The organism is Candidatus Poribacteria bacterium, from assembly GCA_009839745.1.
Taxonomy (GTDB): domain Bacteria; phylum Poribacteria; class WGA-4E; order WGA-4E; family WGA-3G; genus WGA-3G.
In genome coordinates this window covers 1-23020 of record VXPE01000068.1, presented here as the reverse complement: position 1 = coordinate 23020, position 23020 = coordinate 1, and the positions used below count along the sequence as shown (strand labels likewise).

At 49.0% G+C, this 23020-nt stretch carries 19 protein-coding genes; 3 read left to right on the top strand and 16 right to left on the bottom strand.

Going from position 1 to position 23020, the window contains the following annotated elements; all coding sequences use genetic code 11:
• Positions 1-93: 93 nt before the first annotated feature.
• From F4X88_11045 to F4X88_11030, 4 genes are all read right to left on the bottom strand, one after another.
• On the bottom strand, positions 94-2199 hold the full coding sequence (locus tag F4X88_11045) for a hypothetical protein (protein MYA56824.1): 2106 nt from the start codon (positions 2197-2199) through the stop codon (positions 94-96).
• Between the two features lie 30 nt (positions 2200-2229).
• Positions 2230-2928 carry an endonuclease III gene (locus F4X88_11040; protein MYA56823.1) on the bottom strand — a complete coding sequence of 233 codons (699 nt, stop codon included), beginning with the start codon at positions 2926-2928 and terminating at the stop codon, positions 2230-2232.
• On the bottom strand, positions 2916-3134 hold the full coding sequence (locus tag F4X88_11035) for a hypothetical protein (GenBank protein MYA56822.1): 219 nt from the start codon (positions 3132-3134) through the stop codon (positions 2916-2918). The genes F4X88_11040 and F4X88_11035 overlap by 13 nt, the downstream gene beginning before the upstream one ends.
• Before the next feature lie 179 nt (positions 3135-3313).
• On the bottom strand, positions 3314-5113 hold the full coding sequence (locus tag F4X88_11030; protein ID MYA56821.1) for a hypothetical protein: 1800 nt from the start codon (positions 5111-5113) through the stop codon (positions 3314-3316).
• Between the two features lie 345 nt (positions 5114-5458).
• Between F4X88_11030 and F4X88_11025 the strand changes: the two genes are divergently transcribed.
• Together F4X88_11025 and F4X88_11020 are read left to right on the top strand one after the other, a co-directional pair.
• Complete coding sequence (locus F4X88_11025; GenBank protein ID MYA56820.1) at positions 5459-7111, top strand: hypothetical protein; 1653 nt, start codon at positions 5459-5461, stop codon at positions 7109-7111.
• 143 nt (positions 7112-7254) lie between these two features.
• Entirely contained in the window at positions 7255-8307 is a 1053-nt protein-coding gene (locus F4X88_11020) for a Gfo/Idh/MocA family oxidoreductase (protein ID MYA56819.1), read from the top strand.
• A gap of 184 nt (positions 8308-8491) precedes the next feature.
• Here the strand turns inward: F4X88_11020 and F4X88_11015 are convergent, their stop codons facing one another.
• The 8 genes from F4X88_11015 to F4X88_10980 all read right to left on the bottom strand — a co-directional run bounded on the left by F4X88_11015 (position 8492) and on the right by F4X88_10980 (position 15554).
• A complete protein-coding gene (locus F4X88_11015) occupies positions 8492-9307 on the bottom strand; it encodes a hypothetical protein (protein MYA56818.1) in 816 nt (271 codons plus the stop codon).
• Positions 9308-9432: 125 nt separating this feature from the next.
• Positions 9433-9693: a translation initiation factor IF-1 gene (gene infA / locus F4X88_11010; protein MYA56817.1), complete on the bottom strand. Its 261-nt coding sequence runs from the start codon at positions 9691-9693 to the stop codon at positions 9433-9435.
• A 140-nt stretch (positions 9694-9833) separates the two neighbouring features.
• Complete coding sequence (locus tag F4X88_11005) at positions 9834-10640, bottom strand: competence/damage-inducible protein A (protein MYA56816.1); 807 nt, start codon at positions 10638-10640, stop codon at positions 9834-9836.
• Positions 10637-11677 carry a prolyl oligopeptidase family serine peptidase gene (locus tag F4X88_11000; protein MYA56815.1) on the bottom strand — a complete coding sequence of 347 codons (1041 nt, stop codon included), beginning with the start codon at positions 11675-11677 and terminating at the stop codon, positions 10637-10639. Before F4X88_11000 ends, F4X88_11005 begins: the two co-directional genes overlap by 4 nt.
• A 162-nt stretch (positions 11678-11839) precedes the next feature.
• Positions 11840-13165 (bottom strand): DUF1015 domain-containing protein, encoded by a 1326-nt coding sequence (locus F4X88_10995; protein ID MYA56814.1) that lies wholly within the window; start codon positions 13163-13165, stop codon positions 11840-11842.
• Positions 13122-14051, bottom strand: a complete 930-nt coding sequence (locus F4X88_10990; protein MYA56813.1) for a cysteine synthase family protein — start codon at positions 14049-14051, stop codon at positions 13122-13124. The genes F4X88_10995 and F4X88_10990 overlap by 44 nt, the downstream gene beginning before the upstream one ends.
• Complete coding sequence (locus F4X88_10985; protein MYA56812.1) at positions 14048-14704, bottom strand: hypothetical protein; 657 nt, start codon at positions 14702-14704, stop codon at positions 14048-14050. Before F4X88_10985 ends, F4X88_10990 begins: the two co-directional genes overlap by 4 nt.
• A gap of 43 nt (positions 14705-14747) precedes the next feature.
• Positions 14748-15554, bottom strand: a complete 807-nt coding sequence (locus F4X88_10980) for a sugar phosphate isomerase/epimerase (GenBank protein ID MYA56811.1) — start codon at positions 15552-15554, stop codon at positions 14748-14750.
• 238 nt (positions 15555-15792) lie between these two features.
• On the opposite strand from F4X88_10980, the gene F4X88_10975 reads away from it, so the two are divergent.
• Complete coding sequence (locus F4X88_10975) at positions 15793-16587, top strand: ABC transporter permease subunit (protein ID MYA56810.1); 795 nt, start codon at positions 15793-15795, stop codon at positions 16585-16587.
• 7 nt (positions 16588-16594) lie between these two features.
• Here the strand turns inward: F4X88_10975 and F4X88_10970 are convergent, their stop codons facing one another.
• The 4 genes from F4X88_10970 to F4X88_10955 all read right to left on the bottom strand — a co-directional run bounded on the left by F4X88_10970 (position 16595) and on the right by F4X88_10955 (position 22900).
• Complete coding sequence (locus F4X88_10970) at positions 16595-17797, bottom strand: acetate/propionate family kinase (GenBank protein ID MYA56809.1); 1203 nt, start codon at positions 17795-17797, stop codon at positions 16595-16597.
• 165 nt (positions 17798-17962) lie between these two features.
• Positions 17963-21229 carry a peptidase gene (locus tag F4X88_10965; GenBank protein MYA56808.1) on the bottom strand — a complete coding sequence of 1089 codons (3267 nt, stop codon included), beginning with the start codon at positions 21227-21229 and terminating at the stop codon, positions 17963-17965.
• Between the two features lie 47 nt (positions 21230-21276).
• Positions 21277-22083, bottom strand: coding sequence for an ABC transporter permease (locus F4X88_10960; protein MYA56807.1), 807 nt, complete (start codon positions 22081-22083; stop codon positions 21277-21279).
• 4 nt (positions 22084-22087) lie between these two features.
• Positions 22088-22900, bottom strand: a complete 813-nt coding sequence (locus tag F4X88_10955) for an ABC transporter ATP-binding protein (GenBank protein ID MYA56806.1) — start codon at positions 22898-22900, stop codon at positions 22088-22090.
• Between the last annotated feature and the right edge of the window lie 120 nt (positions 22901-23020).

Sequence of the window (23020 nt, the reverse complement as noted above, 5' to 3'; positions counted from 1 at the left end):
TCAATTCTCCTTTTTTTATCGGCAAGGTGTTTATGATAGAGAGTTTCCCAAGAAACCTCGCCAGCAAATACACGGATTTGCGTAAATTATGCGTTATTTTGATTGTATTTGTTCGACTGTGCAGCCGTTCCAAATCCAAAAATGGTTTTTGTTTTCCCAATCATCTTCATGACGCACCCTGTCTTTGGGTGCAAAAATGACTTGGGTGAGGTAGCCATCTGTGGCTTCTACGGTATAGGTATGTTGAAGTACTCCATCATCGTCTGGTATTGTAAAGTCCTTAAGGACTTGGGTTCCATTTGCTAATAGGTTAATGACATGTGTTGCGTCTTTTGTTGCTTGGAAAGTGTTGGTAACGCGGTAGGTGCCATTGGGCAAGTCGATTTTGAATGCAGCATCTCTCTGACCCCAAACACCGTCCTGCGCGAGTGCTGTCGTCCTTTTGTAGACGCGATAGCCTTCGTGGGGCGAGCGTGTATTCCATCCGAATTTACCGCTCTCATATTCCGTATCAGGTCCAATAGCGTAATGGTCTAAGGCGGTTGCGCTGCCGTTGGGTTGCATGTCGAAGTGAATTATCAAATTTCCTGCTTCCGTCTTGTTCCATAATTCAAGTATCGGTCCATCTGCTCGCTTTTTCCGATAAAGTTGGAGGTGTTTCGTCTCATGGATGATGTCGTAATCGGCGGTATATGCCCAAAATTCAGGCGTATTGGGCGGATACCATGCCACTATATAGTCCGCGGGTGCTTTGTGGTACCAGAGATCAAGATAATCGTCAGGAGCGTTCTCATCGTTCCGGTTTACCGGGAAGTAATTGAATTCGGCTTCGTAATTTGCCAAGTGTGCCACATCATCTGCGTATACGCCATAGAGTGCCATGTGGTGGACAAAGGGTGTGACATATTTAACTCTCCCTAAAGCCTCAGATTTGTGCCAACCGTCCTCCATCGTCCGCATCTGATACGTTGTATGCGGTTCTATAAGGTGTGTGCCCGACACCAATTCCGCAATCTCCGGTGCTATCCGAGCATGATCATACGCCGTCCTACCGAAATGGAGTAAGGTAAAAAAGACCAGACACCCTGCGACTGCGTAACGCGGGATTCGCTTCATATTCGGAATTAGGGCTGCTGCTAACATCGGCAGAATATAGAGGTGAATCCTATCGTTGATCCATCCGCCCGGTCCGTAGCTCCACGGTGCCCTAACGAACATATACGTAAATAGGAACGCAATTAGCAGAAACGCATCCGTCCGTTTCACCCACTCCTTTCGGTGAATTCGGTAACCGATGGAGATGATAACTGCTATCCCTAACACGGCGAGGAGAAAATAATTCGCCGTAACATGCCAGTCGGTGAAATAGACGATCGATTTAACGCCCCAAAAATACTCCCAAACCCATTCCATACCGCGATGGTTCCCTTGTTGATGTTGTTTTGTGCTTTGTAGGTAATAGTCTAACAGCACAAAATACATCGGCACCATGTAAAGCAGAAAACGAAAGACAGGCTCAAGGCTGAGAACAAGCTTTTGTAAAAGTGCCGTGAATCCTTCATCACGCCTTTGCCACGCTGCGGTTAGCGCTGGTGCCCCCGATAGGCAACAGCCCGCGACTGAGATACCCAACACAACAAGACCATAAGACGCAATGTGCGACAGATAGGTAAGCAGTAGCAAAACGTAGAGCCAAACCAAATACCTTACCTGCATGTCGTCTTTGTGCTTCCACCAGAACCCGAAACTGAAAAAGAAAAACGAGATGCTCAGTTGGAAGTTATAAAATCCCATGTAGAGAAGGTAGTTATAGGCGAAAGGGAAACCGAGCCAGGCATATACAGGTTGTCCTTTCTCATCTTTGTGGATGGCATTAAAGAAGTAGAAAAAAGCAATTGGGACCATGCCTATCGCGATTGTAAGAAGGACCTTCTCAGCGATAACAGGTGGGAACACGTAGAGGAATGCTAACAAACAGATGTGAGATAGCCAGTTCGGGAAGATCGTTAGGTTCAGTTCCCATGCGTTCCGCATCTGGTAGTTTTCGTGTTTCCCATACTCCTTTAGCACTAAACCGTTGTAAACATGACTGGCACCGTCTTGTGAAGGAAAATATGCAAAGATCCAGAGCGGGAGGACGTGCAGTAACAGCAGCACCACAAATAGATGTTTCCACGACAAATTTCTCCAATTAAACATTATGTTCCCTCCGATACAGGGAAGTGCTGCCTAAGCTTCTGCGTTCTCTCTAAAGTAGAGGCAGTGTTCTGTCAATGGACACCGTTCACATAACGGTTTTCGGGCATCACAGATTTTTCTACCGAAGTAAATCAGATTTATATGGAACGGATACGCTTTATGCTTTGGTACAATTGGGGGTAACAGTTGATGCGCCTTCTCTGCGCTGCAATTCGGTGAAATCAGTCCGAGGCGTTTGGAAATTCGCAGGATGTGTGTGTCAACAGGGAAGACCTCTCGACCACACGCGAAGGAGAGCGTAACGGATGCGGTTTTGATACCGATACCTTTATGTTGACACAGGAATGCTAAGGCTTCCTCTGTTTCCATACCGTGCATGAACGCCAGTGAGAGTTCCCCATGTTCGGCTTTGAGCCAGGTCAAGAAGTTTTTGATCGTCCGGCTTTTCTGTTCTCCGAGTCCAACAATCCGTATCGCTGCTTCTATCGCTTTGGCATCGGCGTGCAACACATCCTCCCACGTTGGAAACCGATCTTTTAGGACAGCATACCCTTTATCGCGGCTAACATCTGTCGTATTTTGCGACAGGATCGTTAGGATAAGGCATTCTAACACATCTCCCGCGCCTTCGCGGGTCGGGACACCGAATAAATCTTCCAGTGCTTCTGATATAATTTCCGCTTTCTGCTGTAATTCCAATTGTTTTCTTCCAATCCCTATTTCAACCATGCGACAACGACCGCACAGATAGCGACAAAAATGGAGATACCTGTAAGCACAACATGGCGGATGTCTGCTCTACCTTCGAGTTTACCTTTCATCCAAGCAACATCTGTTTTGATCATTGAGACATCTTGGCGAAGTTCTTTGAATTCCTCACGGAGTTCCTTAATCGTTGAGATAAGCAGCTCTTCAAACCTTTTTTCGTTCATCATGTGTTTCCTTTGGCTTTTGCCTGTTATGTTCGTTAAACCGCTTACTACAGCAATCGGGGCGGCACCGCGGCCAGGTGTCGCGGGTAGTAATGCCAAAACCCCATAACAGACACAATTAGGATAACGTATTTACGGTTAAAAGTCAAAAAAAAAGAAATCCATTATTTTCAAACTGGCGTTTAAAATAGGAAACGATACATCGGTTTATCGAGTGTAACAGCGAGGAGACTCCAGAACGAACCGATCACGAACTCACCGAGCACAATACCGAGGAAAAACGGAACGGCTTTCCGATGCAGGTGGAGGCCCCCATATTTCAGCACGAGCCATTTCAGCAGCCATCCCACGAAAATAGAACCTACCATCGGGTTAATTGCCCAACTCCCGGAGATAGCGTAGCCGACCGGGTGTAAATTCCACCAGATGAATCGCATCCGCATTGCAGCGAGGAGTAACGTCAAGACGAAGCCGAAAGATGCGAAACCGATCGCAGGTACATCGGGCGGCGCGGCGTAGGTGAGCCAGGTCTCTAACCGATTAAAGGATTCCCTGCCAAAACTTGAGAAACCGCCCTCCGAGTAATACATGGACAGATATGCCCAGAATGAACCGAGCGCGCCTAACACAGATGCCAGCATCATGAGAATCGCAAACCGTCGCAGCGGAATGTTGGCACCCTCCGCCAATTTGAAGCCCTCCAATTGATGTGGCATAGCGTGTGAACGGTGGGCACGGTTCAAACAATAGAGGTAAGCGAATCCCGTTAGGTTCACGGCACCCAATCGGCGAATCCCCATTAAGCGTGGCAACATTTCATCGGGCCCAATGAAGTGCAAGTCATGCACGGGTGAACCGAGTTCGGCACGCAGACGTGTGATTGCCATTGCGATTGCGAACCAGATGGCGAAGTAGACCATAATGATCCAGAAACTCATTCCCATCTTGAGACAGAATCCGACGATAAACGCCGATGCGCTGAGAAATCCGAGAACCATCAGGCGGTATGAAACGGGTTCGTCTGCCTTCGGGGACACCAGTTGGCGTGCTACCCCCTTCAAATAGCGGCGACTCATCCAGATCGCCACCACACACAGGCCCAAGTATGCACCGTGGGACTGTTCGGCTTCGTAAGGGAAACGCGGCAGTCCTCGCCATCCAGCGATAACTCCTAACAACCGTTCTGCCCGCCAAATTAACCAGAATGCCCAACACGAAAAGGAGAGATCCAAGGGTATAAAGAACGAAAGCCCTACACCGAATGGGAAAACACCCAGCGGACTCCAACCGATACCGTTCCATGGACGCTCTGTGAAGATCTTTCGCAGGTCATATAATTTTCCGCCGAGACTCGGAACCGCAGGGAACAGGAAGTTTAACCCGTTGATGATGTCAATGGAGACACCGATCGAGAGTCCAAGCCACATCCACGGCGAACGGAAGAAATTACGGGTCCGTGTCGTCATCTCAAAGGGCAATTGGATGATGGGATAACTGAGTCGCTCTGATTCGACCCACTGCTTCCGAAAAAGCAGACTGAGGCAGAGCATTACGAGATGGATAGCGACCAAAAAGAGGGTCCACCATAAGATCGCGGGGAGCCATGCCATCAAGTAACGCGATTCATAGATACTCGCGAACCCGTGGTAATATCCCTCAAGCACACGTTTATCGCTGACAGCCAACCAGTTTGGGACATGCAGATGAAACAGGTTTGCCCAATCGTTCTCTGGTGTTGCGAACCAGTGCGCATGCCCGATAATTGGCATGAGGACAAGGAATCGGTCCACACCTGCAAGCCCCGCTCCTACTGAAATGCAAGTGTAGATGACGAGCAATTCAGCGCGGTTCAGCGCGAGCGCGTGATGCAAACGGCGTAAAAGGACACCGATGCCCAGTAGGATTAAAATGGTGATAACGGCGTTATAGAAAAGTGAAACCTGCGTCGGACTCCCACCACCACGGATAATGGAGGCGGACACCCACCAACAATTGGCAGGTACTAACACGCAGATAAGGAAAATAGTGAATGGCCGAATTCTGAGATCTTTGGTCGGAACGGTGTTCACCCTCTTTCAAGAAATAACTTTAATATTTTACATCATTTTTTGACTTCAGGCAACATTTTTTACAACTGCGGTTGGACAGCCTGAAATCGCGCTTCAGAAACATACTGAATCTCTCGTCAATTTGATTGTTTACCGAAACTGGGTGTGCTATAATCAAATGACAATCCCGCAAGGAAGAATTAAAAAAATAAACCCGTAGCCCGTAAGCGTAGCGGAGGGGTTTTGCTTGGGCATTTTTTCAGATATACGGAAAGGCACATGAAAGTTCTAAGTTCCCTAACCGACCCGCAAGGAAAAATTAAAAGAATCGTTTTCATCAGCCTAATCGTTCTTATTGGGGTTATCATTTTGCTATCCATTATCTATCACCGGACCGCGCTGTGGGAACCCGAACAGCATCTTATCACGCTACTCCCGAAATCTCCAATTTGCTATTTGACACTCAAGGAATTAAAAGGCGTGGTGGAAACTTTCAATCGCAGTGAGTTCGGAAAACAGACGGCTAAGATGCCGATTCTCACTGAGATTCAGAAGCAGCGATGGTGGAAACAACTCGTCTATCAGAAGCAGCTCTGGGAATACGAAATCGGTGGCAGACTCGACCTGAAGACGGTCACAGGCTATTTTGGAGAGGAAGCCATTCTTGCCCTGTATCGGCGTGAAGGAGAGCTCTCGTTTCTGCTTATCTCTGCAGTAGGTGCACAGGAAAAACTGAGTATTGAAGCGATTACAGCAACGGATGCAATCAATCCAAAATACGAGCGAATTCAAACCGATTACAACGGATTCACGATTAATACTATCATAGGGTATCCACGCAATTTTAGTTATACTTTCATCGGCAGAATTGGTATTTTAACCCTCGACCCGTTGTTATTGGCTGAGACGCTCGACCTCTATACCAAGCTTTCTGACACAAATACTGACCCCAAAAAGCAAGGGTTCCTCGCTGCGCATCCCATCGCGGCGGATATACAGGACGATTATCGCCAGGACAAAAGCACTGGATACATAGATATGCAGCAATTTACTCCCTTGTTCGATGGTATGCGTTCCGATGTGCTTGTCAGACAAATTTTGGAATGGTTTGGAGATTCAGGCGTTTGGGCGTTTAGCAACCGATACGAAGACGGCGTGATAGTTTCACAACATCGGTTCCGCAACAGTGTTGACACCAACCCTTCTCATCTTCCGACTGCGGACAACGCGAAACCGTTCCTTGCTTTTCCCGAACGCACTGCCTTTGTCGCTTCGCTTCCCATTCTGAAACAGATGCAAGCACTCTTTGGCGATATAGATCTCTCCGAGATTTTGAGTGCGGACTTAACCGTCTTGTTGGTTGCTCCTGATCCAGGGGAAGTGTCGATTGTGCCTGCGTTGGTTTTGCTGGCGCATGCGAAGGCTCCCGATGTCCTAAACGAGATTTTGGGAATCGTGAAGCACGGAAAGCCCGCAATTGCTGGCAAACCCCTCGAATACCTTGAACCGCAGGAGTACAAGGGTATCACACTGCAACCCGTGCAGCTCCGTCTCAATTTCCTATTAGCCGTTACGGGTGGATACGCAATCGTTGACGACTATTTCGTCTTGGGGACAACACTATCAGGCTTGAAGTCTGTGATTGATACGACAACAGGTAACGCGCCTCTCTTGGAGGATATAGCATTCTCCGCAGATGCAAGTGGCGTTCAGGCGTTTGTTCAACCGGAGTTGTTTGTGCCGGAATTGAAGCGTTTCCTGCCGATCGTAACCGTCCTTCTATCCCTTTCAGGGCAGAAGTTAGACCCGACAGTGACGCGACATATCACAGAAAACCTGTTTCCGCTGGAAGCTCTCGGTCCGATTACTGCTGAAATGGGTGTTGGCGAGCACGGTATGGATACGGAGGTTCGGATCGTTTTAGAGAAGTGATCCGAATCTTGACGTGACATCCGCTGATTTATGTGGTATCCTAAGACCAACGCCTTCTCCGCGCTGCGCGTGCTGAAGGATTACAGGTTTTCAACCCAGAAATAGATTCACAACAAATACTCGTAGATTGGATAAGTTAATATATGAACACGAAAATTGGTATCGGCATCATCAGCTTCGCACACGGACACGCCAACGCATACTGCAACCAGATGCAGACGTTTGACGATGTTGAACTCGTTGCGTGTTGGGACGATAATGTTGAACGCGGAGAAGCCGCGGCAACGCAATACGACATGCGTTACTCGCCGCACCTTGAAGATATTACTAACCACCCGGAGATTCACGCTGTTATCGTGACGTGTGAAACGAATCGACACGCCGAGATGGTGGTCGCAGCAGCATCCGATGGGAAGGACATCCTCTGCCAAAAACCGATGGCTCTCACCTTGGAAGATTGTGATCGCATTGCCGAGATCGTCGAGAAGACGGGTGTGAAATTTATGATGGGTCATCAGATGCGACGCGATCCAGCAAACATCGCAATGAAAGAACTCATTGACAGCGGTGTTCTGGGAAAGATCGGTGTGCTGCGTCGCCGACACTGTATCAATGCGTTGTTTAGTGAAGCCTTTGTGACGGGACCCAGCCGTTGGCACATCGATCCGAAGAAAAACATGGGGATGTTCATGGACGATGCCTCTCACGCAACCGATTTTATCCACTGGATGCTCGGGAAACCGACGCGTGTCATCGCCGAAATTGATAATATCTTGACGGATGTTGCACCTGATGACACAGGGTTGGCTGTCTATCGGTTTGCGGGGGGTGAGATGGCGATTCTGCTGAATACATCGGTTACACTCGCCGGTGAGAATACCACTGAAATCTATGGCGATGAAGGCGTGGTCATTCAGAACTACGGCGATGCCCCCTCATGCAATATCCCGCGCCCTGCAGATGCTGTCGCACTTAAGTTGTATACGCGTGATGAACCCTTGTGGAAGGATTTGGGTATCCCAATCCCGGCGGGTCACGGCGAACGGATTGGTGGTGTCCCGCGCCCCTTTATCGATTGCCTGAAAAACGGGACAGACCCCGATGTCACAGCGGAAGATGGACGGGTTGCGGTAGAGATGGTTTTAGGGGCATACCGATCCGCACAAGAGGGACGGCGCGTCACGTTTCCGTTGTAGGACTCACGCGCGCTACACTTTTGTAGCACAAACTGTTAGTTTGTGTCAGTAGACTGTCTACGGTTTTTCGAGAATCCCCATTAACAGAACGTGCTACGGTCAAAATTGCGTAAGTCCTGTTTCAGTTGCATAATTCATTCCTTCAATTCGCATCGTTCTCCCGCAAGGTAAAATTAAAAATCCTTCATTGCGCACGGTGCCACATATTCATGAGGCGTGCAAGTTGCCCTCGGCTTGCTTTGATTTTTCGCTCTAAATCTTTGGCAAGGGTCGTCAGGAGATCTGTCCCCGTTCTTTTGGCGGTTTCTACCTGTTGTTTCAGTTGATAGGTGCGTCCCGTCTTGAGTCGGTTTATCTCAAATCGCAAGTGGCTCGCGGCTCGGTTAAGCTGTCGCAGTTCTGTTTGTAACGCTTTGCGCTTCTCAATCACTGTTTTTTCAGGGACGTTTAGTTCTGTTTCACCGAGGCTTAACCGCTCTAAGGTCTCAATGTCGTATTCGTTATAGGCACGGTTAATGAGCGGCATGAGGTGTTCGCGTCGTTCCGATTCCTCGGTGTCTATAGTTTTGTCTGGATGATACCGTTTGGCGAGTTTGCGGTAGAGGTCTTGTAAATGTTTCGCTTTGGCATCAGGAAGTTTATCCGCTGGAGGTGCTGGTTCTGCTTCATTTACTGCCTCGTAAGCGTCAACACGTGCGCGGCTTGCCCTGAAACACGATTCTACTCGCGCTTCTATCTCTTCTTCGCTTATGTTTTCTCGACGCAGCTGCAGACGGAGGCGATACTCCTTCATTTCGAGTTCAACTTTATCAAGTTCGAGGTAGTATCGACTGATGTGAGCGTTGTAGCGTCTCTCAAATACGTCAACTTCTGATCTCAACGTCTCGATTGCTATTGTAAGTTCTTCTACCTGCCTCTGTTTCGCTTCAATAGCCTCCAAGAGTCGGGCTGTTTCCTTTTCAGCGGCGAGATTGGCGTGAATTAATCCGGCAGGTTTCATTATGAATATCCGAAAGCGTGATAAAATCAGTTTTGTAAACAGGGCATGGTTTGAGGTGTTCAGGCTTACGAAAATTGATGACCGATGCGCGGCGGAAAAACCGCGCCTACGAGTCTATTTGGAAACTACTTTTTCCGGTAGGTAATACGACCCCGTGTAAGATCGTAAGGCGAGAGTTCTACAGTCACCTTATCACCGGGCAAAATTTTGATGAAGAATTTCCGCATTCTGCCGGAAATATGTGCGAGAATCTGATGCTTATTTTCCAATTCCACGCGAAACATCGCGTTGGGTAAGGGTTCCACGACCGTGCCTTCCACCTCTATTTTATCCTTTTTAGCGGAGGAGGTTTGCTCTTCGCCTTCGGATTGGACTTCAGTATCCAATTTGGCATCGGCATCTCGTCGTTTCTTAGGTTTGGGTTTCCGTTTCTGGTTAGACCGCCGTGTCTGCGGTCTCCTTGAATTTCCTGAAGGTCTGCGATTCACAGTATAAATCTCCTTTTTGTCGTGCGTTAAAGGTAAAATTAAGAAGGTAAAATTAAAAATTTGCCTGCTTCAACGACAAGTTCTTGGAAGTAAGACGTAGCGAGTTCCAATTGCGTTTCGGCATCCGCTTTGTCCGTGCTTGTTGAAACAAGATCGACCGGCATTTTGTCCCCATCCGCTTCGCGGAGAGCGACATACGCCTTTAGATAGACATCTGGGTAGCGTTCCATCACTTTCTGCATGAGTGGTGAAACTTCGGCTTCAAACATATTGACGTGCACCCGCGTCGTTGTAATTTCTGCCCGGTAACGTTCTGCGATCAGCGGTTGAATATGGGTTTCAAAAATTGCCTTCATCTCGCGCGGTGGACCGGGCATCATCATGATGGTAGAAGACTTGTGTGCCACGCTGATACAGGGTGCCCATCCTGCAGGATTCTGCAAGACGACAGCCGTTTCCGGTACAGTCGCCATTTTCATCAAGGCTTCATTGATGACATCGTTCTCTGACATCCCTCGGCGTCTCCGATATTCGGCGACGGTTTCTTCGTTCACTACAGAGGTCGTGTCGATGAGTGAAGACACCACCGCAACGGTCATATCGTCAGGTGTAGGTCCAAGACCCCCTGTTGTAAGAATAAGCGATGTTTCCCGTTCTATTGCCGAATCCAATGCCTCGGACATCTCCTCGCGATTGTCGCGTAGCATTGTGACTCGCCTCAGTTCCCCACCAATCTGGAGGATTTGCTGTGCAATCCAGTGAGCGTTGGTGTCCTGAATCTGACCAAGTACTAACTCCGTGCCGATCGAAAACAGTTCAATTGCCACTCGATTCTCCTTGTTTATAGCACCTGTTTAAGAAAGTCAAATGCGCCAACACCGTGGAAACTGTGTCCTGCATCAAATACTTCAAGGTCTAATTTGTCTTCAGCATCGAAGCATTTGTAAATTGCTTTTGCCGCGTTAACCGCAAAACGGGTGGCTTCAATTGGAAAGATTGTGTCTTCCGTACCGGATTCAACGAACAGGGGGCGCGGTGCGATCAACCCTGCGATGTCGTACATTTCCGCATATTGTAGCACATTTGGTATATAATTGTCTATACAATGGCTGAGGCTCAGGATACTGTCCCGAAACGTGTTGAAGTAACCGCTCACAATGGCTGCCTTGACACGTTCATCAATTGCGGCAGTGAAGAAGGTCGTTGTACCACCGCCAGATATTCCCATCACGCCGATGCGGTTCATGTCGACCTCCGGGCGCGTTGCCAGATAGTCAAGGGCGCGCATCGCATCGTAAACCCGCCATCCTACCATCGTATAGCCTAAGAGGAGCGCAGCACCAGCACTCGGTTGACATGAAGAACTCCCACCACCCTTCTCATGCGCAATCGGATCCCGTCGGTGACCAAACCCGAATTGTTCAATGGCAAGCACGGTGTACCCGTTTGCTACGCATTGGAGCGCGAAGTCGTTCTGATAACCGCCATATTCTGATCGCAGGGTGCCATCTTCCTCGATTCCGACAATATCATCTACACCGCGCCCGTGCCCTGCTAAGCAAAGGATCGTTGGGTTTGGGGTTGAACTGTCGAGAGGCTTCGGAGAAAGGAAATACCCGAAAATATTGGCGTGTGGACGACTCTGAAACTCCACCGTCTCGCGGAAATAGGTCGGAAATTCGCAAGAATCCAGCACTTGGGGGTGTAGGTCGCAGGTTTCCTGCGGAAAACCACCCACTAATTCGATAAGTTTTGCCCGGAGTTCGCGCTGCCAGGCTTCTGCCTCTGTAATGCTCGTCGCCTGAAATGCGAGTTGACGCGGGGTCTCCGCATATAATTGATGCGAAAATGCTAATGTATCTCGTTCCTGTTCATAATACATTCTTTTAATTTTCCTTGCGGTTCGGTAAGCCAGGTTTGGAAATCTCAACGCCCTCTCCGTATACCTAGCGGAAATGCCCAAGCAAAAACCCCTCCACTACGTTACGGGCTTACTGTTTGGTTTTATTTTTATTGACAGCATCCCCCACAAAGATTTATCGGGTTATTCATTCAACAAATTTAAGACCAACCCTGTTGCCATCTTCGGATAGAAGTAGGTGGATTTCTGTGGCATTGTGGATCCTGCCATAGCCACATCTAAGACCTGTTCAACGGGGGTTGGGTTCATCAGGAGTGCGACGTTGTCTGTTCCTTCTTTCACGTGTGCAACGGCATCATCTGCGTATGCGGTGTAACTGATGTGTTCCGCCAATGTTTCAATCTGAAATAGATTTTTGATGAGGGTTTCTTGAACAAGCGTTACATCCAATTGATTCGGGAGCGTTGAATGCGGAATCAACAGACGGTAGGTGTCGTCTCTTGTGTACATGCCAACTGCGGGGGATTTCCCTCTCATCGTATCCAATTGTGCCATGAGGGCTGCCTGTGTATCAATTTCATGCACCTCAAACGCCTCTGGCAGTTTCGCGATAGCGTATGCGATCCGATCTGCATTGAGGTTAGACAGGAGTCTATGGATTGCTAAGACCGCCAACCCCGGTGATTCCATTCTGACGAGGTTCACCATCATATAGCCGTAACCGTTTGATGTCTGCTGCGCCATTTCATCTTGAAAAGCGAGAGCGGTTTCATAGCGATGATGTCCATCAGCGATCAGGAGCGGTTTTGTTGAGAAAAGAGCCTGAATCTCACGATTGCGTTCTATGTCGTCTAAACACCAGAGTCGGTGTGTGCTTCCAAAGGTTTCAGGACAGTCAATCTGGGGCTGGTTTTTATCGGTGAAACTCTCCATTATCCGTTCAATATCCCCTGCGGGGTCGGCGTAGAGGAGGAAGATAGGGCTGAGATTGGCATGACATTCCCGCATGAGATTGAGGCGGTCCGCCTTCGGTCCTGCGTGTGTTTTTTCGTGCGGTAGAACCACCCGATTTTCAAAGGGTTCGAGTTTCACGAGTGCTATTAAGGCGCGACGCGTATAATTTTTTCCGTCAGGGGCATTAAAGGATTGGTCGTAGATGTAATAACGGGGTATTGTGTCCCTGACGAGCGTGCCATCTGAAATCCACTGCTTCATGCGGACAGCGGCACGAGTGTACTGATTTTCGTCGTCAGTATCGTTGTCTTGCGGTTGGCTTAAGATTAAACGAATGATATTGGCAGGGTGGCGTGCCTCTAAAGCGACCCGCTCATCGGATTTGATGACATCGTAAGGAGGGGCGATGACGTTCTCGATGCTTTCCACCTGAGTCGCGTTGTAGCGTAAGCCTCGAAACGGAATAACGGTTGTTTCCATTTTTTTAATTATACCTTGCGAATTATTAAAATTAATCCCATAATCTTGTACTGAAATAGCGTTCTCCCAAATCATTAAACACTGTGACGATAACACCTTCCTGAATTTGTTGGGCGACTTTATACGCGCCGTAGAGATAGCCGCCCGAAGATTGTCCGACGAACCACCCTCGTCGTGCGAGTCGACTGCACATTTCGTGTGCATTTTCAATGGTGGCGGGGATACGGCAATCAATCACGGATTCATCCAAGATTTCTGGAACGATGTCGTCTGGATGTCCGAGCGGTTTGAGCCCTTCAATGCCCGGGAACGCCTCTGGTGAAATGGAACAGACTTGGATGTCGGGATTATAACTTTTAAGCCGTCTACCGGCACCTGTGATGGTGCCACCCGTTCCCACACCTGCGACAAAGTGTGTAACTTTTCCGCCTGTCTGGTTCCAAATTTCGACACCCGTTGTTTCATAATGGGCGCGCCAATTGTTATCGTTTTCGTATTGCGATTTGAAGAAATACCGCTCAGGATCCGCTTCATAACGCCGATCGACTTCTCGAAGGGCTTCATCGTAACCGAGGATAGCCTCCGTATAGATGATGTCTGCACCGTGCGCGTGGATACGTTTTTTTCGTTCTTCGCTGGCGTTATCCGGGATCACGAGTTCGACTTTGTAGCCGAGTGTGGCACCTATCATCGCGTAAGCAATCCCTGCATTGCCGGAGCTGGAGTCGAGGATAACTTTTTCGCGTGTGAGTTCTCCCGATGCAATCGCCTCAGTGAGCATCCTTAAGACCGGTCGATCTTTAATCGAGCCGCCGGGGTTGTAGGTTTCCACCTTCGCGTAGATGTCAACGTTCGGTAACTCGTTTGCAAAAAGATCTATTTTAGCGAGCGGTGTTTGTCCTATTATCTGAAGCAGTGGATATTCTGAAAGGTTCACCTTTTCAGGCTTTCGCTTGCTCATGTAGTTGTGTTTATCCTACCTTTTGTGTTTTTTGTAGCGGTTGAAGCTATTTTAAGGCGTTCGCACAATAAACGTTCCATATAGGTCCTTGCGGCATCTCCTGTTAATTGTCCATTGAGAATAGATGATACTTCAAATTCGGCTAACCTCACGGTTGGGTTGAGACCGTGCAGGGCGGGTAGCCAGTCCCGAAACGTATCGAAGAAGGCGCGTTGTGCGGCGCGACCGTTGACGTATGGAAAATCCGCTGTGTGCCGCCGAAACCGATCCGGTCCTTTTGCGAGTGCTGCCACATGGTGTTGTCGGCAAAACTGACGGTATTTCTGCGGTTCATAAGCGAGCGGGATGTCCGCTGGGTAGAACCGGAGGGTCTGCTCTCGATAGTGTGTAAAATGTTGAAGTTCGTCAAATTCAAAGATAAAGTGGTACGGTTCCGGGAAATAGGCATCGGGAATTAGGTGACCATCAGCTTTCGCCGTTGTGCGCTGCCAATCCCCGTCTAATTCAGCATAGAGTGCCATCATGGTATCGTAATGCTCACCGAAATCTTTGGATCGTGGTTTATTCCGAAGCCAGTCAAATTGGGTCCGGCGTTCTGCGCTTATTCCGAAGACCTCTTCTACCAGTGCGATGATGCCAACTTCTAACCGCATGCGGATCCCCGTTTCTCTGTTTTAAGACTTATTTATATCAATTTTAGACGGGTGCGATGTTGAGATCCTTCAGCATTTCCCCATTTGTGGTGTTAATTAAACTCGCAAGGTAGTCGCGATCGCGTTGAAGGGCTTCCAATTTGTTATCACCATGGACGAATTCTACCTCTAAGTATCCATCGTATCCCGCTGTGTTCAGCGTTTCAACGATCCGGGTATAATCCACCACACCGTCTGCGATGGGACATCCTTTTCCGGTTTCGTCAAAATTTTGAGCGTGGACGTTTACGATATGTTCAGCGAGTTTTTCAGCGGCAGTATGTGGTTCGTCGGCATCTGAACGTGAAAGGGGTTGATAGTAAGTTCGCAGTGAAGGCACGCCCACCCCTCCAATCGCCTCCAAGATGCTGGCGACATTGTCGGTGAGATGGTTATTGTGCATTTCGAGACCAAGTCGAATATTTCGGAAATTTGCCCATTGGGCAAGGCTTACCAAGCGGAAGAGAATCAGGCGTTTATCGGAAGGCGCGATGGATTTGGAGGGCCCGCCGCCAGACCAAATTCTGACGAGATCTGTGCCTAATTCATGCGCGATCTTGAAGGCTTCCTCGAAGTGTTGCTGGTGTAGGTCCATTAACGGTTCCACATAAGAGCCGAACGCTGAAATCGACAATCCCTTCTGGTGCGCCATGTCCCTAACGTTTTTGACGTAATTTTCGTCGTAGTCGGCTGGCAGGTGGGGCGACTTCCCCCAAATCTCGATGCCATCAAAGCCGTAATCTGCCGCTATATCGATGACTTCTTCCAGCGGTTTTTCCTGAAAGGCAATGGTGCATAAACCTAATTTCATCGTTTTGTTCCCCTATTACCTGTTTCTGTGTAAATAGGATAACATAGGTATAAACGGAATGCAAGAAAAGTTTGCTATCGCCAGAAAGGCATTCAGTTTTCGGTTTCTATCAGTAGTATCCCTCTGTTGTTGACTGCTAATGGCTGATAATTAACACCTATGATCCGAAAGAAAACTTGCGAAACCTCAAAATTAATGTTAATATTATCTAAGATTCTCATCAACTGAAAGGTTATAAATGTCTCTCAGCACAAAATCGTTCCCTGCCTATTTCTCACTCTTTAAAGTGACGCTCCGTCAAATGTTTTGGAGTAAACGAACCGTCCTGATTCTGCTTGGATGTTTGCTATCACTTGCCATAACACTTGCATTTAGGTTCATGGCACAAGGGAGTGGAAGTGTCAACCGATTTATCCCACAGATAACATTGGCACTTTATGGACTCTTGGTGAACCTATCCGCAATTTTCTACGGCACCGCAATCATCTCAGATGAGATTGACGGAAAAGGTTTGACGTATCTTCAGATGCGCCCGCTCCACAGATCAACGATTCTCCTTAGCAAATTCGCCGCGTATCTTGTCGGGACGATTACGCTTATCGGAATATCTCATCTGATTCTGACCGGCATTCTGATAACACACCCAAAACTACAGAACGGTGTGCTTTTCCAGTTGGGTATGAGCCTACGTTACACCGCTTCAATGGCATTAGCCCTGTTAATTTACGGGGCACTCGCTGCACTGCTGGCAGCTAAATTCAAAAATCCAGTCCTGTGGGGACTGCTCTATTTGATGGGGTGGGAAAGTATCACCACGGTGCCAATTATGGCAACGGGCATCAAGAGACTTTCTATATCACACTATCTTTTTACGCTATTTCCCCGGTATAAACTCCCTCGAAGCGATTTCAATGCAGTCTTAGGAACCTCACCGCTATCCGCGTGGGTAGCACTTCTAATAATCGTTATACTGACAGTCGTGCTGCTGTGGCTCGCCATCCGAATTTTCCGGGAACGAGAATACTTGATGTGAACGATCTTCAATCGCGCCCTTTGAGAACCCGCGCCGTCTCACGTGAAACGATCAATTCCTCATTCGTAGCAACAACCAGAATTTTGGCACGACTGTTAGCCGCTGAGAGATCGACTTCGCCTGTTAATTGCGCATTCTTTACGGCATCTAAATGGATACCGTACCATTCCAGTCCCTCACAGATCTTCGCTCGCGTGATGGGGCTTTTCTCGCCGATACCTCCAGCAAAAGCGATCACATCTACTCCGCCAAGCGCAGCAATATACGCACCGATATATTTTTTTACACCGTAAACGTAAGTCTCCAGTGCCAATCGGGCATCATCGTTTCCTATCTCAATCGCAGCCTCTATATCACGCATATCGCCGCTCGTGCCAGAGATCCCTTTCAAGCCGGAATCTTCAACCAATTGACGACGAATTTCATCCGTAGAGAATCCCTCTTTGTCGATCATATACAGCACTGCAAACGCGTCTAACTCGCCACAACGGGTAGACTGAATCATCCCGTATTGCGTAGATGTGCCCATGGACGTATCCATAGATTCTCCGTCTTTTATAGCGCAGAGAGATGAACTTCCACCGAGATGGCAAGAGATAATACGTAACCCGTCCCCTGTTTCCCGTCCGAGCAACTGCGGCACGCGTTCAGAGATGTATCGGTGTGAAGCCCCGTGATAGCCGTAACGACGGATGTCGTGCTGTTCCACCCAGAAGCGAGGCACACCGAATTCGGCGGCGTAATCCGGAATCGTCTGATGGAACCACGTCTCAAAGACTGCGACGAGCGAGGTTGTGGGAAGCAACTCCTGAAAGGCACGGATAGAGGCTATATATGCGGGGTTATGCATCGGTGCGAGGGGTATAGATGTCTCCAGCGCGGTTATCACATCTTCGGTAATCCGGGCGGAACGCCAGTACCCTCGGGCAAGAATGGTTTTGAATCCGACACCGTCCAATTGCCCCAAATCTTCAAAACATCCGACTTCGGCATCGGTGATTAGATCCATGGCGTGCGCAATCGCAGCAGTATGTGTCGGCGCATCAATTTCGCCTTCATGGGACGGTTTCCCCGGCACAGCGTGTGTGAAAGCAGATGGTGAATTACCGATACGGTCCACGCCTCCCTTAACGAGAGAGGTCGTAGTCTCCATATCAATGATTTGGTATTTGAACGAGGTACTCCCTACGTTCGCACAAAGTATACGCATGTTTTTATGCTCTTTCTTCTCAAATTAGCAGTTTCAACCCTCAGCCACGGTACGAGCGGTTTCCTAACCGCTCCAGGCCATCCACAAATAATCTGTCGGCATCACCATTCATTAGCGAGGTTAGAATCTGCGCCGACCAGTTAGGGAAAACTGTGTTCGCTCATATCACACCTTTGGTAGTGTGGGTAAGGTCAAACGCGGACGCTCACCGAAATCGGGAACTTCGGGCGGATTCTCCTCCATCTGGCGGAGGAGTTCTTCAATTGCGCGGTCCAGCTGCGGATCGCCTTCAGTCGCATAATCCTGTGGACGATAGTCCACCTCTATATCTGGATCCGTCCCGTAGTTCTCAACGCTCCAGCCAACATCAACGAACCAGAACGAATACTCCGGCTGCGTCGTGCCGCCTCTATCTACAAACGCCTGATGCGGTGAGATACCGATAACACCGCCCCATGTCCGCTTGCCGATGAGTAATCCCAACTCCATCAACTTGAAACAGTGCGAGAAAATATCGCCATCGGAACCTGCGTTCTCGTTCGTGACAGCCACCATCGGACCCAAAACAGAGGCATCTGGATATGGATGCGGTGTGCCCCACCGCGGAACGTCATACCCAATCCGACGGCGAGATAACTTCTCTAAAAGCAGTTGCGAAACATGTCCACCGCCATTGTAGCGGACATCAACCAACAGACCGGGATAACTCACCTCAGCGAGAAAACCGCGGTGAAACTCCGCATACCCACGGCGTCCCATATCAGGAATGTGCACATACCCGACTTTACCCTCCGTTTTTGCATGGACATACCGTCGATTTTTGGATACCCATTCGCGATACCGAAGCTGGCTTTCACTTTGCAGCACTTTAAGCGTGACGACGCGTTCCTCACCGTCGTTTGCGTTTCGGAAGGCCGCTTGAACCTCCTGATTCGCGAGACTTACGAGCAGTTCACCCGGCGAAACCGTTTCGCTGACACGCTGTCCGGCAATAGCAAGCAGAATATCGCCTTCACGGACATTAATTCCGGGGGCATTCAGCGGCGAATCCTTCGTTGACTCCCAGCCGTCGCCGCGCGGGATGTGCGTGATGCGATACCCATCGTGCTCCGCATCGTAAGCGAAATCCGCACCGAGAAATCCTTGCGCATAATTCGGTGAGTTCCGATAGTCTCCACCCATTTCATACGCATGTGAAGTGCCGAGTTCCCCCTGCATCTCCCACATCAAATCCGAAAATTCACCGCGCGTTGCGATCCGTTTAAGAAGCGGTAGATACCGTTGATACACATGCTCCCAATTCACATCCGACATATCTTCTGTCCAGAAGTAATCCCGCTGAAGCCGCCACGCCTCCCGATACATCTGATGCCACTCAGCCGTTGGAACGATGGAGGCTTTGACACGACTCATGTCAATCCAACCCGTCTGTCGACTCGGACCGCCCCGACTCCCAGACTTGGAATCGCCTTCAGTCTTTTTGCCTGCCTTGATAACGCGCAACCGATTTCCAGTGGAATAGACAAGCGTTTTCGCATCACGCGAAAGTTGGAAATCATTAATGCCGGAGACCAGCCTCTCCTTTTTCTGTTCTTTGAAGTCGTAGGCATGGAGCACACCTCTCGGTCTGCTGTCCTCATCATCGTCTGGGGGTGTATCTTGGACCGGAAACGCCGTAAAAAGTGCTTTGCCTTCAATACCAGCGATTTGCCCATAATGTCCGTGCGGATACGGGAAGGCGACGACGCGCTGTGTAATGCCTTCCAGATCTATCGTGATGCGTTTCTCCGGCTTCTGCTCAGAGTTCTCATCAGATGCCATATCCTCGTCATCCTGTCTCGCTTCTCCTTCATCTTTATCCTCTTTCTCCTCCTCAAGCGGACGAGGTTCAGGGATGAACGGATGGCCCAAGGTTTTTTGCAAGGTCACCAACAACGGACGCATTGCCGTAGGAAACCCAAGATCAAAATGGAGTGCATCGTAGACCGGATTGAACTCGCGGTAAGAGAGAAAATAGAGATACTGCCCTTCTGGATCCCACGCTGGACCGAAATCGTTGAATTCTGGATCCGTAACGAACCACGTCTCACCCGTTTCAATCTTGCAGAGTTTGATTGAACGCGTGGTTTCCGTAGAGGCAAAACTATACGCACACCATCTACCATCAGGCGACCACGCGACATCTCGGATATTCTGATAATGCCCTTTGTCGAGTACCCGCATCTCTTGTGTCTCTAAATCAATGTGTAAAAGTTCAAGACGATTATTGATAAGAAGCAACTGATCCTTCTCATCGCCTTCGGTTTGCGGAGCGACCGCAAGTTGTCGAACATGTCCGATGTCAAGCGCGTCAAACCGAAGAACCTCGGCACTCCCATCACGTGTATGGATTTCAAGTGCCTCTTCGCCCTCAGCATCGGAGAGCGTAACAAGACGCTTACCGTCATTGAGCCACTCCGTAAAGCGATAGCGTATTCCGTTGCGCTCGCCGTGTTGGAGCACTGCGCCTTCCCAATTCGCCATCGTAAAGGGTTTCCCTCGAACCGTCACTGCCAATGCGTGACCGTCCGGGGTCGGGGCATAATCTTGCAGATAATATGATGGACTGACGAACTTTCGCTGCCGCTGGGTCCGTGGGCTTCGAAATTCGACATCAACACGGATTTCAGTGTCGTTCCCAATTTCATAAACAAACAGATCGGCACCGGCGTGGTAGACAATACGCGTGCCATCCGTCTGCGCGGAACGACAGTAGTAGGTATCCTGATGCGTGTGGCGTTGAATGTCGTCACCCGTAGGGAGGCAGGAATAGATATTGCCAACACCCTCATGGTCAGAAATAAAATAGATACGTCCATCGATCCACATCGGTGTCGTGAAATTGCTATCTACGGGTGCGAGCGGTTGAAATTGCCCATCCCCTTCGGGATCAATCCAAATTTGTCCTGCAGTGCCGCCGCGGTAGCGTTTCCAGCGCGCGGGTTCACGGGTCAATCTACCGAGGACAACGCCGCCATCACCGCTGAAATCGATATGGTTCGCAGGACCGTAGGATAAACGTTGCGGTTCGCCTCCCTCCGCACAGATTTTCCATATCCACGGATCAAATGCCAACCCCGCATTACTGGCATAGAGAATCGTCTTGCTATCGGCATCCCAGCTGACAATAGCAGCGTTGCTCCCCTGATAGGTGAGTCGCTTCGCTTCGCCGCCGAGGGCAGGCATCACATACACCTCTGACGGACCCTCTTCGCGTCCCGTGAACGCGAGCAATTCACCATCCGGTGACAAGCGTGGAGAACTCGTCGCACCGAGATTTGACGTGAGTCGCCGCGCAATTCCACCTTCGGTTGGAACACTCCACAAATCATCTTCACATACAAAAACAATGGTATCTTGACCAATTGTTGGAAATCTATAATATCCTGACATCAACTCCTCCATGATAATTCAATGTAGTACAATGACCCAATTCAGTCCTATCCACTCCTTTTTAACCTACCCACGCGTTTGGCGTATTTTTCACCCAAATGGAAAACCCAAAATCCAAGTGGAATGAGGAGGACACCAATGACAAGGAGTAAAGACAAATTGCCTATTTGGCTCTCAACGGACGCGTTCTCAAGCATCGCTGCACGAATCGATCTGAGTGTATACGTGGCAGGCGAAATTTGGGAAATCGGTTGAAGCCATGCCGGTAACACCTCTATTTCATAGTAGATACCGGAGACTAAAAGTAGCATTGACTGAATAATACCCGTTGCGGCTTGTCCCTTCTCCGGTGAGAGCAATGGAAAGATCGCCGCCATCAGACCGATCCCAATGAAAGAGAGACTGGAGATAAGAACAGTGACCACCAGTGTTAACCAATTCGCATTGCTTAAGTCAATGTGTTCTCCAAAAAAGAGGGGCATTATCGCCAAAACCAAAGCCGTCCGAAGCAACCCGTACAGAATCGCAAATAGACATGAACCCACAAGATGTGTGATGCGGTAAATCGGAGCCATGAAAGTATATTCAATCGTCCCTTCCCACCGTTCCCATGTAATCGCATCGCTTACCTCACGCATCATAACGGAGAGAAACCCCCAGATTAATGCGCCAATGACCAGATAAAGCACATCTTCACTGCTGCCACGCCCTACCATAATCAAGCCGATTGTTAGCGCATTGACGATCGAATAACTGAAAAAGAGGATTTCCCAGCTCAGATACCGCTTCAGTAGATTGAAGTTCCGTTCAATGAACGCGTAAGAGACAATCGTTTCACGGACAAGATTCAGCATAACTTTAGTCTTCCTCCTCAATCCCTTTGCCCGTTAGTGCGATAAACACGTCTTCCAACGTCGCTGGCACCCCGTTCTGCGATGGGGCATTCGCAATGAGTTCCTCTACCGTTCCTTCTGCGATAAACTGTCCTTTATCAATAATCGCGATCTTGTCGCACAACCGCTCTGCCTCCGCCATATCGTGCGTCGTTAGCACAATGACAGCGTTCCGTTCTCGACGGATATCCTCAATAAAGGCTTGCACATCGCGTTTAGATTTCGGATCGAGTCCTGTCGTGGGTTCATCGAGCAGGAGAAGCATGGGAGTGGTGAGTAAGGCACGTGCGATGGCGACTTTCTGTTGCATGCCGCGCGAGAGATGCTCCATCTCTTCGTTCATCCGATCTGCATCAAAACCGAGTCTTTCCAAAATCTGTTTTGATTTTCGTTCGGCTTCGGGAGCGGGGATCCCGTAGAGGCGGGCAGCATAAATCAGGTTCTCTTCCGAAGAGAGACGTTTAAAGAAAGAAGCCTCAACAGAGACACGGTTCATCACCTGTCGAACCTTCAGACTATTGTTCACTACGTCGTCTCCGAAGACCTGAATACTCCCAGCGTCGGGCAGGAGCAGCGTCGATTTTCCTGAACCATTCGCGCCGAGAATCCCGTAGATTTCCCCGATGTTTACCTCTAAAGAGATGTCGTCAACTGCGCGGATGACTTCCTTCTCGCGCCTGAATATATGCTGAAGTTTTTGATGAAAACGCGGTTTATCGTTCGTTCGCTTAGTCCGATGGAAATGTTTCGTTACCCCGCGAACCGTCAATCCATAGATAGGTTGTTCCACACTCTTCCCTTTCACTAATTAGTTGTCAGTTTGTCGGCTATCAGTTTTTTTATTATTAACGTGAGTTTGATAATTAATTTCCCAATTTTTTGAATAAAGAGAACCCTT

Bases quoted from the DNA above. Each gene is read 5' to 3' on its own strand.
- F4X88_11020 (MYA56819.1), top strand. From the start codon at position 7,255: ATGAACACGAAAATTGGTATCGGCATCATCAGCTTCGCACACGGACAC.
- F4X88_10965 (MYA56808.1), bottom strand. From the start codon at position 21,229: ATGTCAGGATATTATAGATTTCCAACAATTGGTCAAGATACCATTGTT.
- F4X88_11035 (MYA56822.1), bottom strand. From the start codon at position 3,134: ATGATGAACGAAAAAAGGTTTGAAGAGCTGCTTATCTCAACGATTAAG.
- F4X88_10995 (MYA56814.1), bottom strand. From the start codon at position 13,165: ATGATTTGGGAGAACGCTATTTCAGTACAAGATTATGGGATTAATTTT.
- F4X88_10985 (MYA56812.1), bottom strand. From the start codon at position 14,704: ATGCGGTTAGAAGTTGGCATCATCGCACTGGTAGAAGAGGTCTTCGGA.
- F4X88_11040 (MYA56823.1), bottom strand. From the start codon at position 2,928: ATGGTTGAAATAGGGATTGGAAGAAAACAATTGGAATTACAGCAGAAA.
- F4X88_10975 (MYA56810.1), top strand. From the start codon at position 15,793: ATGTCTCTCAGCACAAAATCGTTCCCTGCCTATTTCTCACTCTTTAAA.
- F4X88_11000 (MYA56815.1), bottom strand. From the start codon at position 11,677: ATGTATTATGAACAGGAACGAGATACATTAGCATTTTCGCATCAATTA.
- F4X88_10980 (MYA56811.1), bottom strand. From the start codon at position 15,554: ATGAAATTAGGTTTATGCACCATTGCCTTTCAGGAAAAACCGCTGGAA.
- F4X88_10960 (MYA56807.1), bottom strand. From the start codon at position 22,083: ATGCTGAATCTTGTCCGTGAAACGATTGTCTCTTACGCGTTCATTGAA.
- F4X88_10990 (MYA56813.1), bottom strand. From the start codon at position 14,051: ATGAGCAAGCGAAAGCCTGAAAAGGTGAACCTTTCAGAATATCCACTG.
- F4X88_11025 (MYA56820.1), top strand. From the start codon at position 5,459: ATGAAAGTTCTAAGTTCCCTAACCGACCCGCAAGGAAAAATTAAAAGA.
- F4X88_10970 (MYA56809.1), bottom strand. From the start codon at position 17,797: ATGCGTATACTTTGTGCGAACGTAGGGAGTACCTCGTTCAAATACCAA.
- F4X88_11045 (MYA56824.1), bottom strand. From the start codon at position 2,199: ATGTTTAATTGGAGAAATTTGTCGTGGAAACATCTATTTGTGGTGCTG.
- F4X88_11015 (MYA56818.1), bottom strand. From the start codon at position 9,307: ATGAAACCTGCCGGATTAATTCACGCCAATCTCGCCGCTGAAAAGGAA.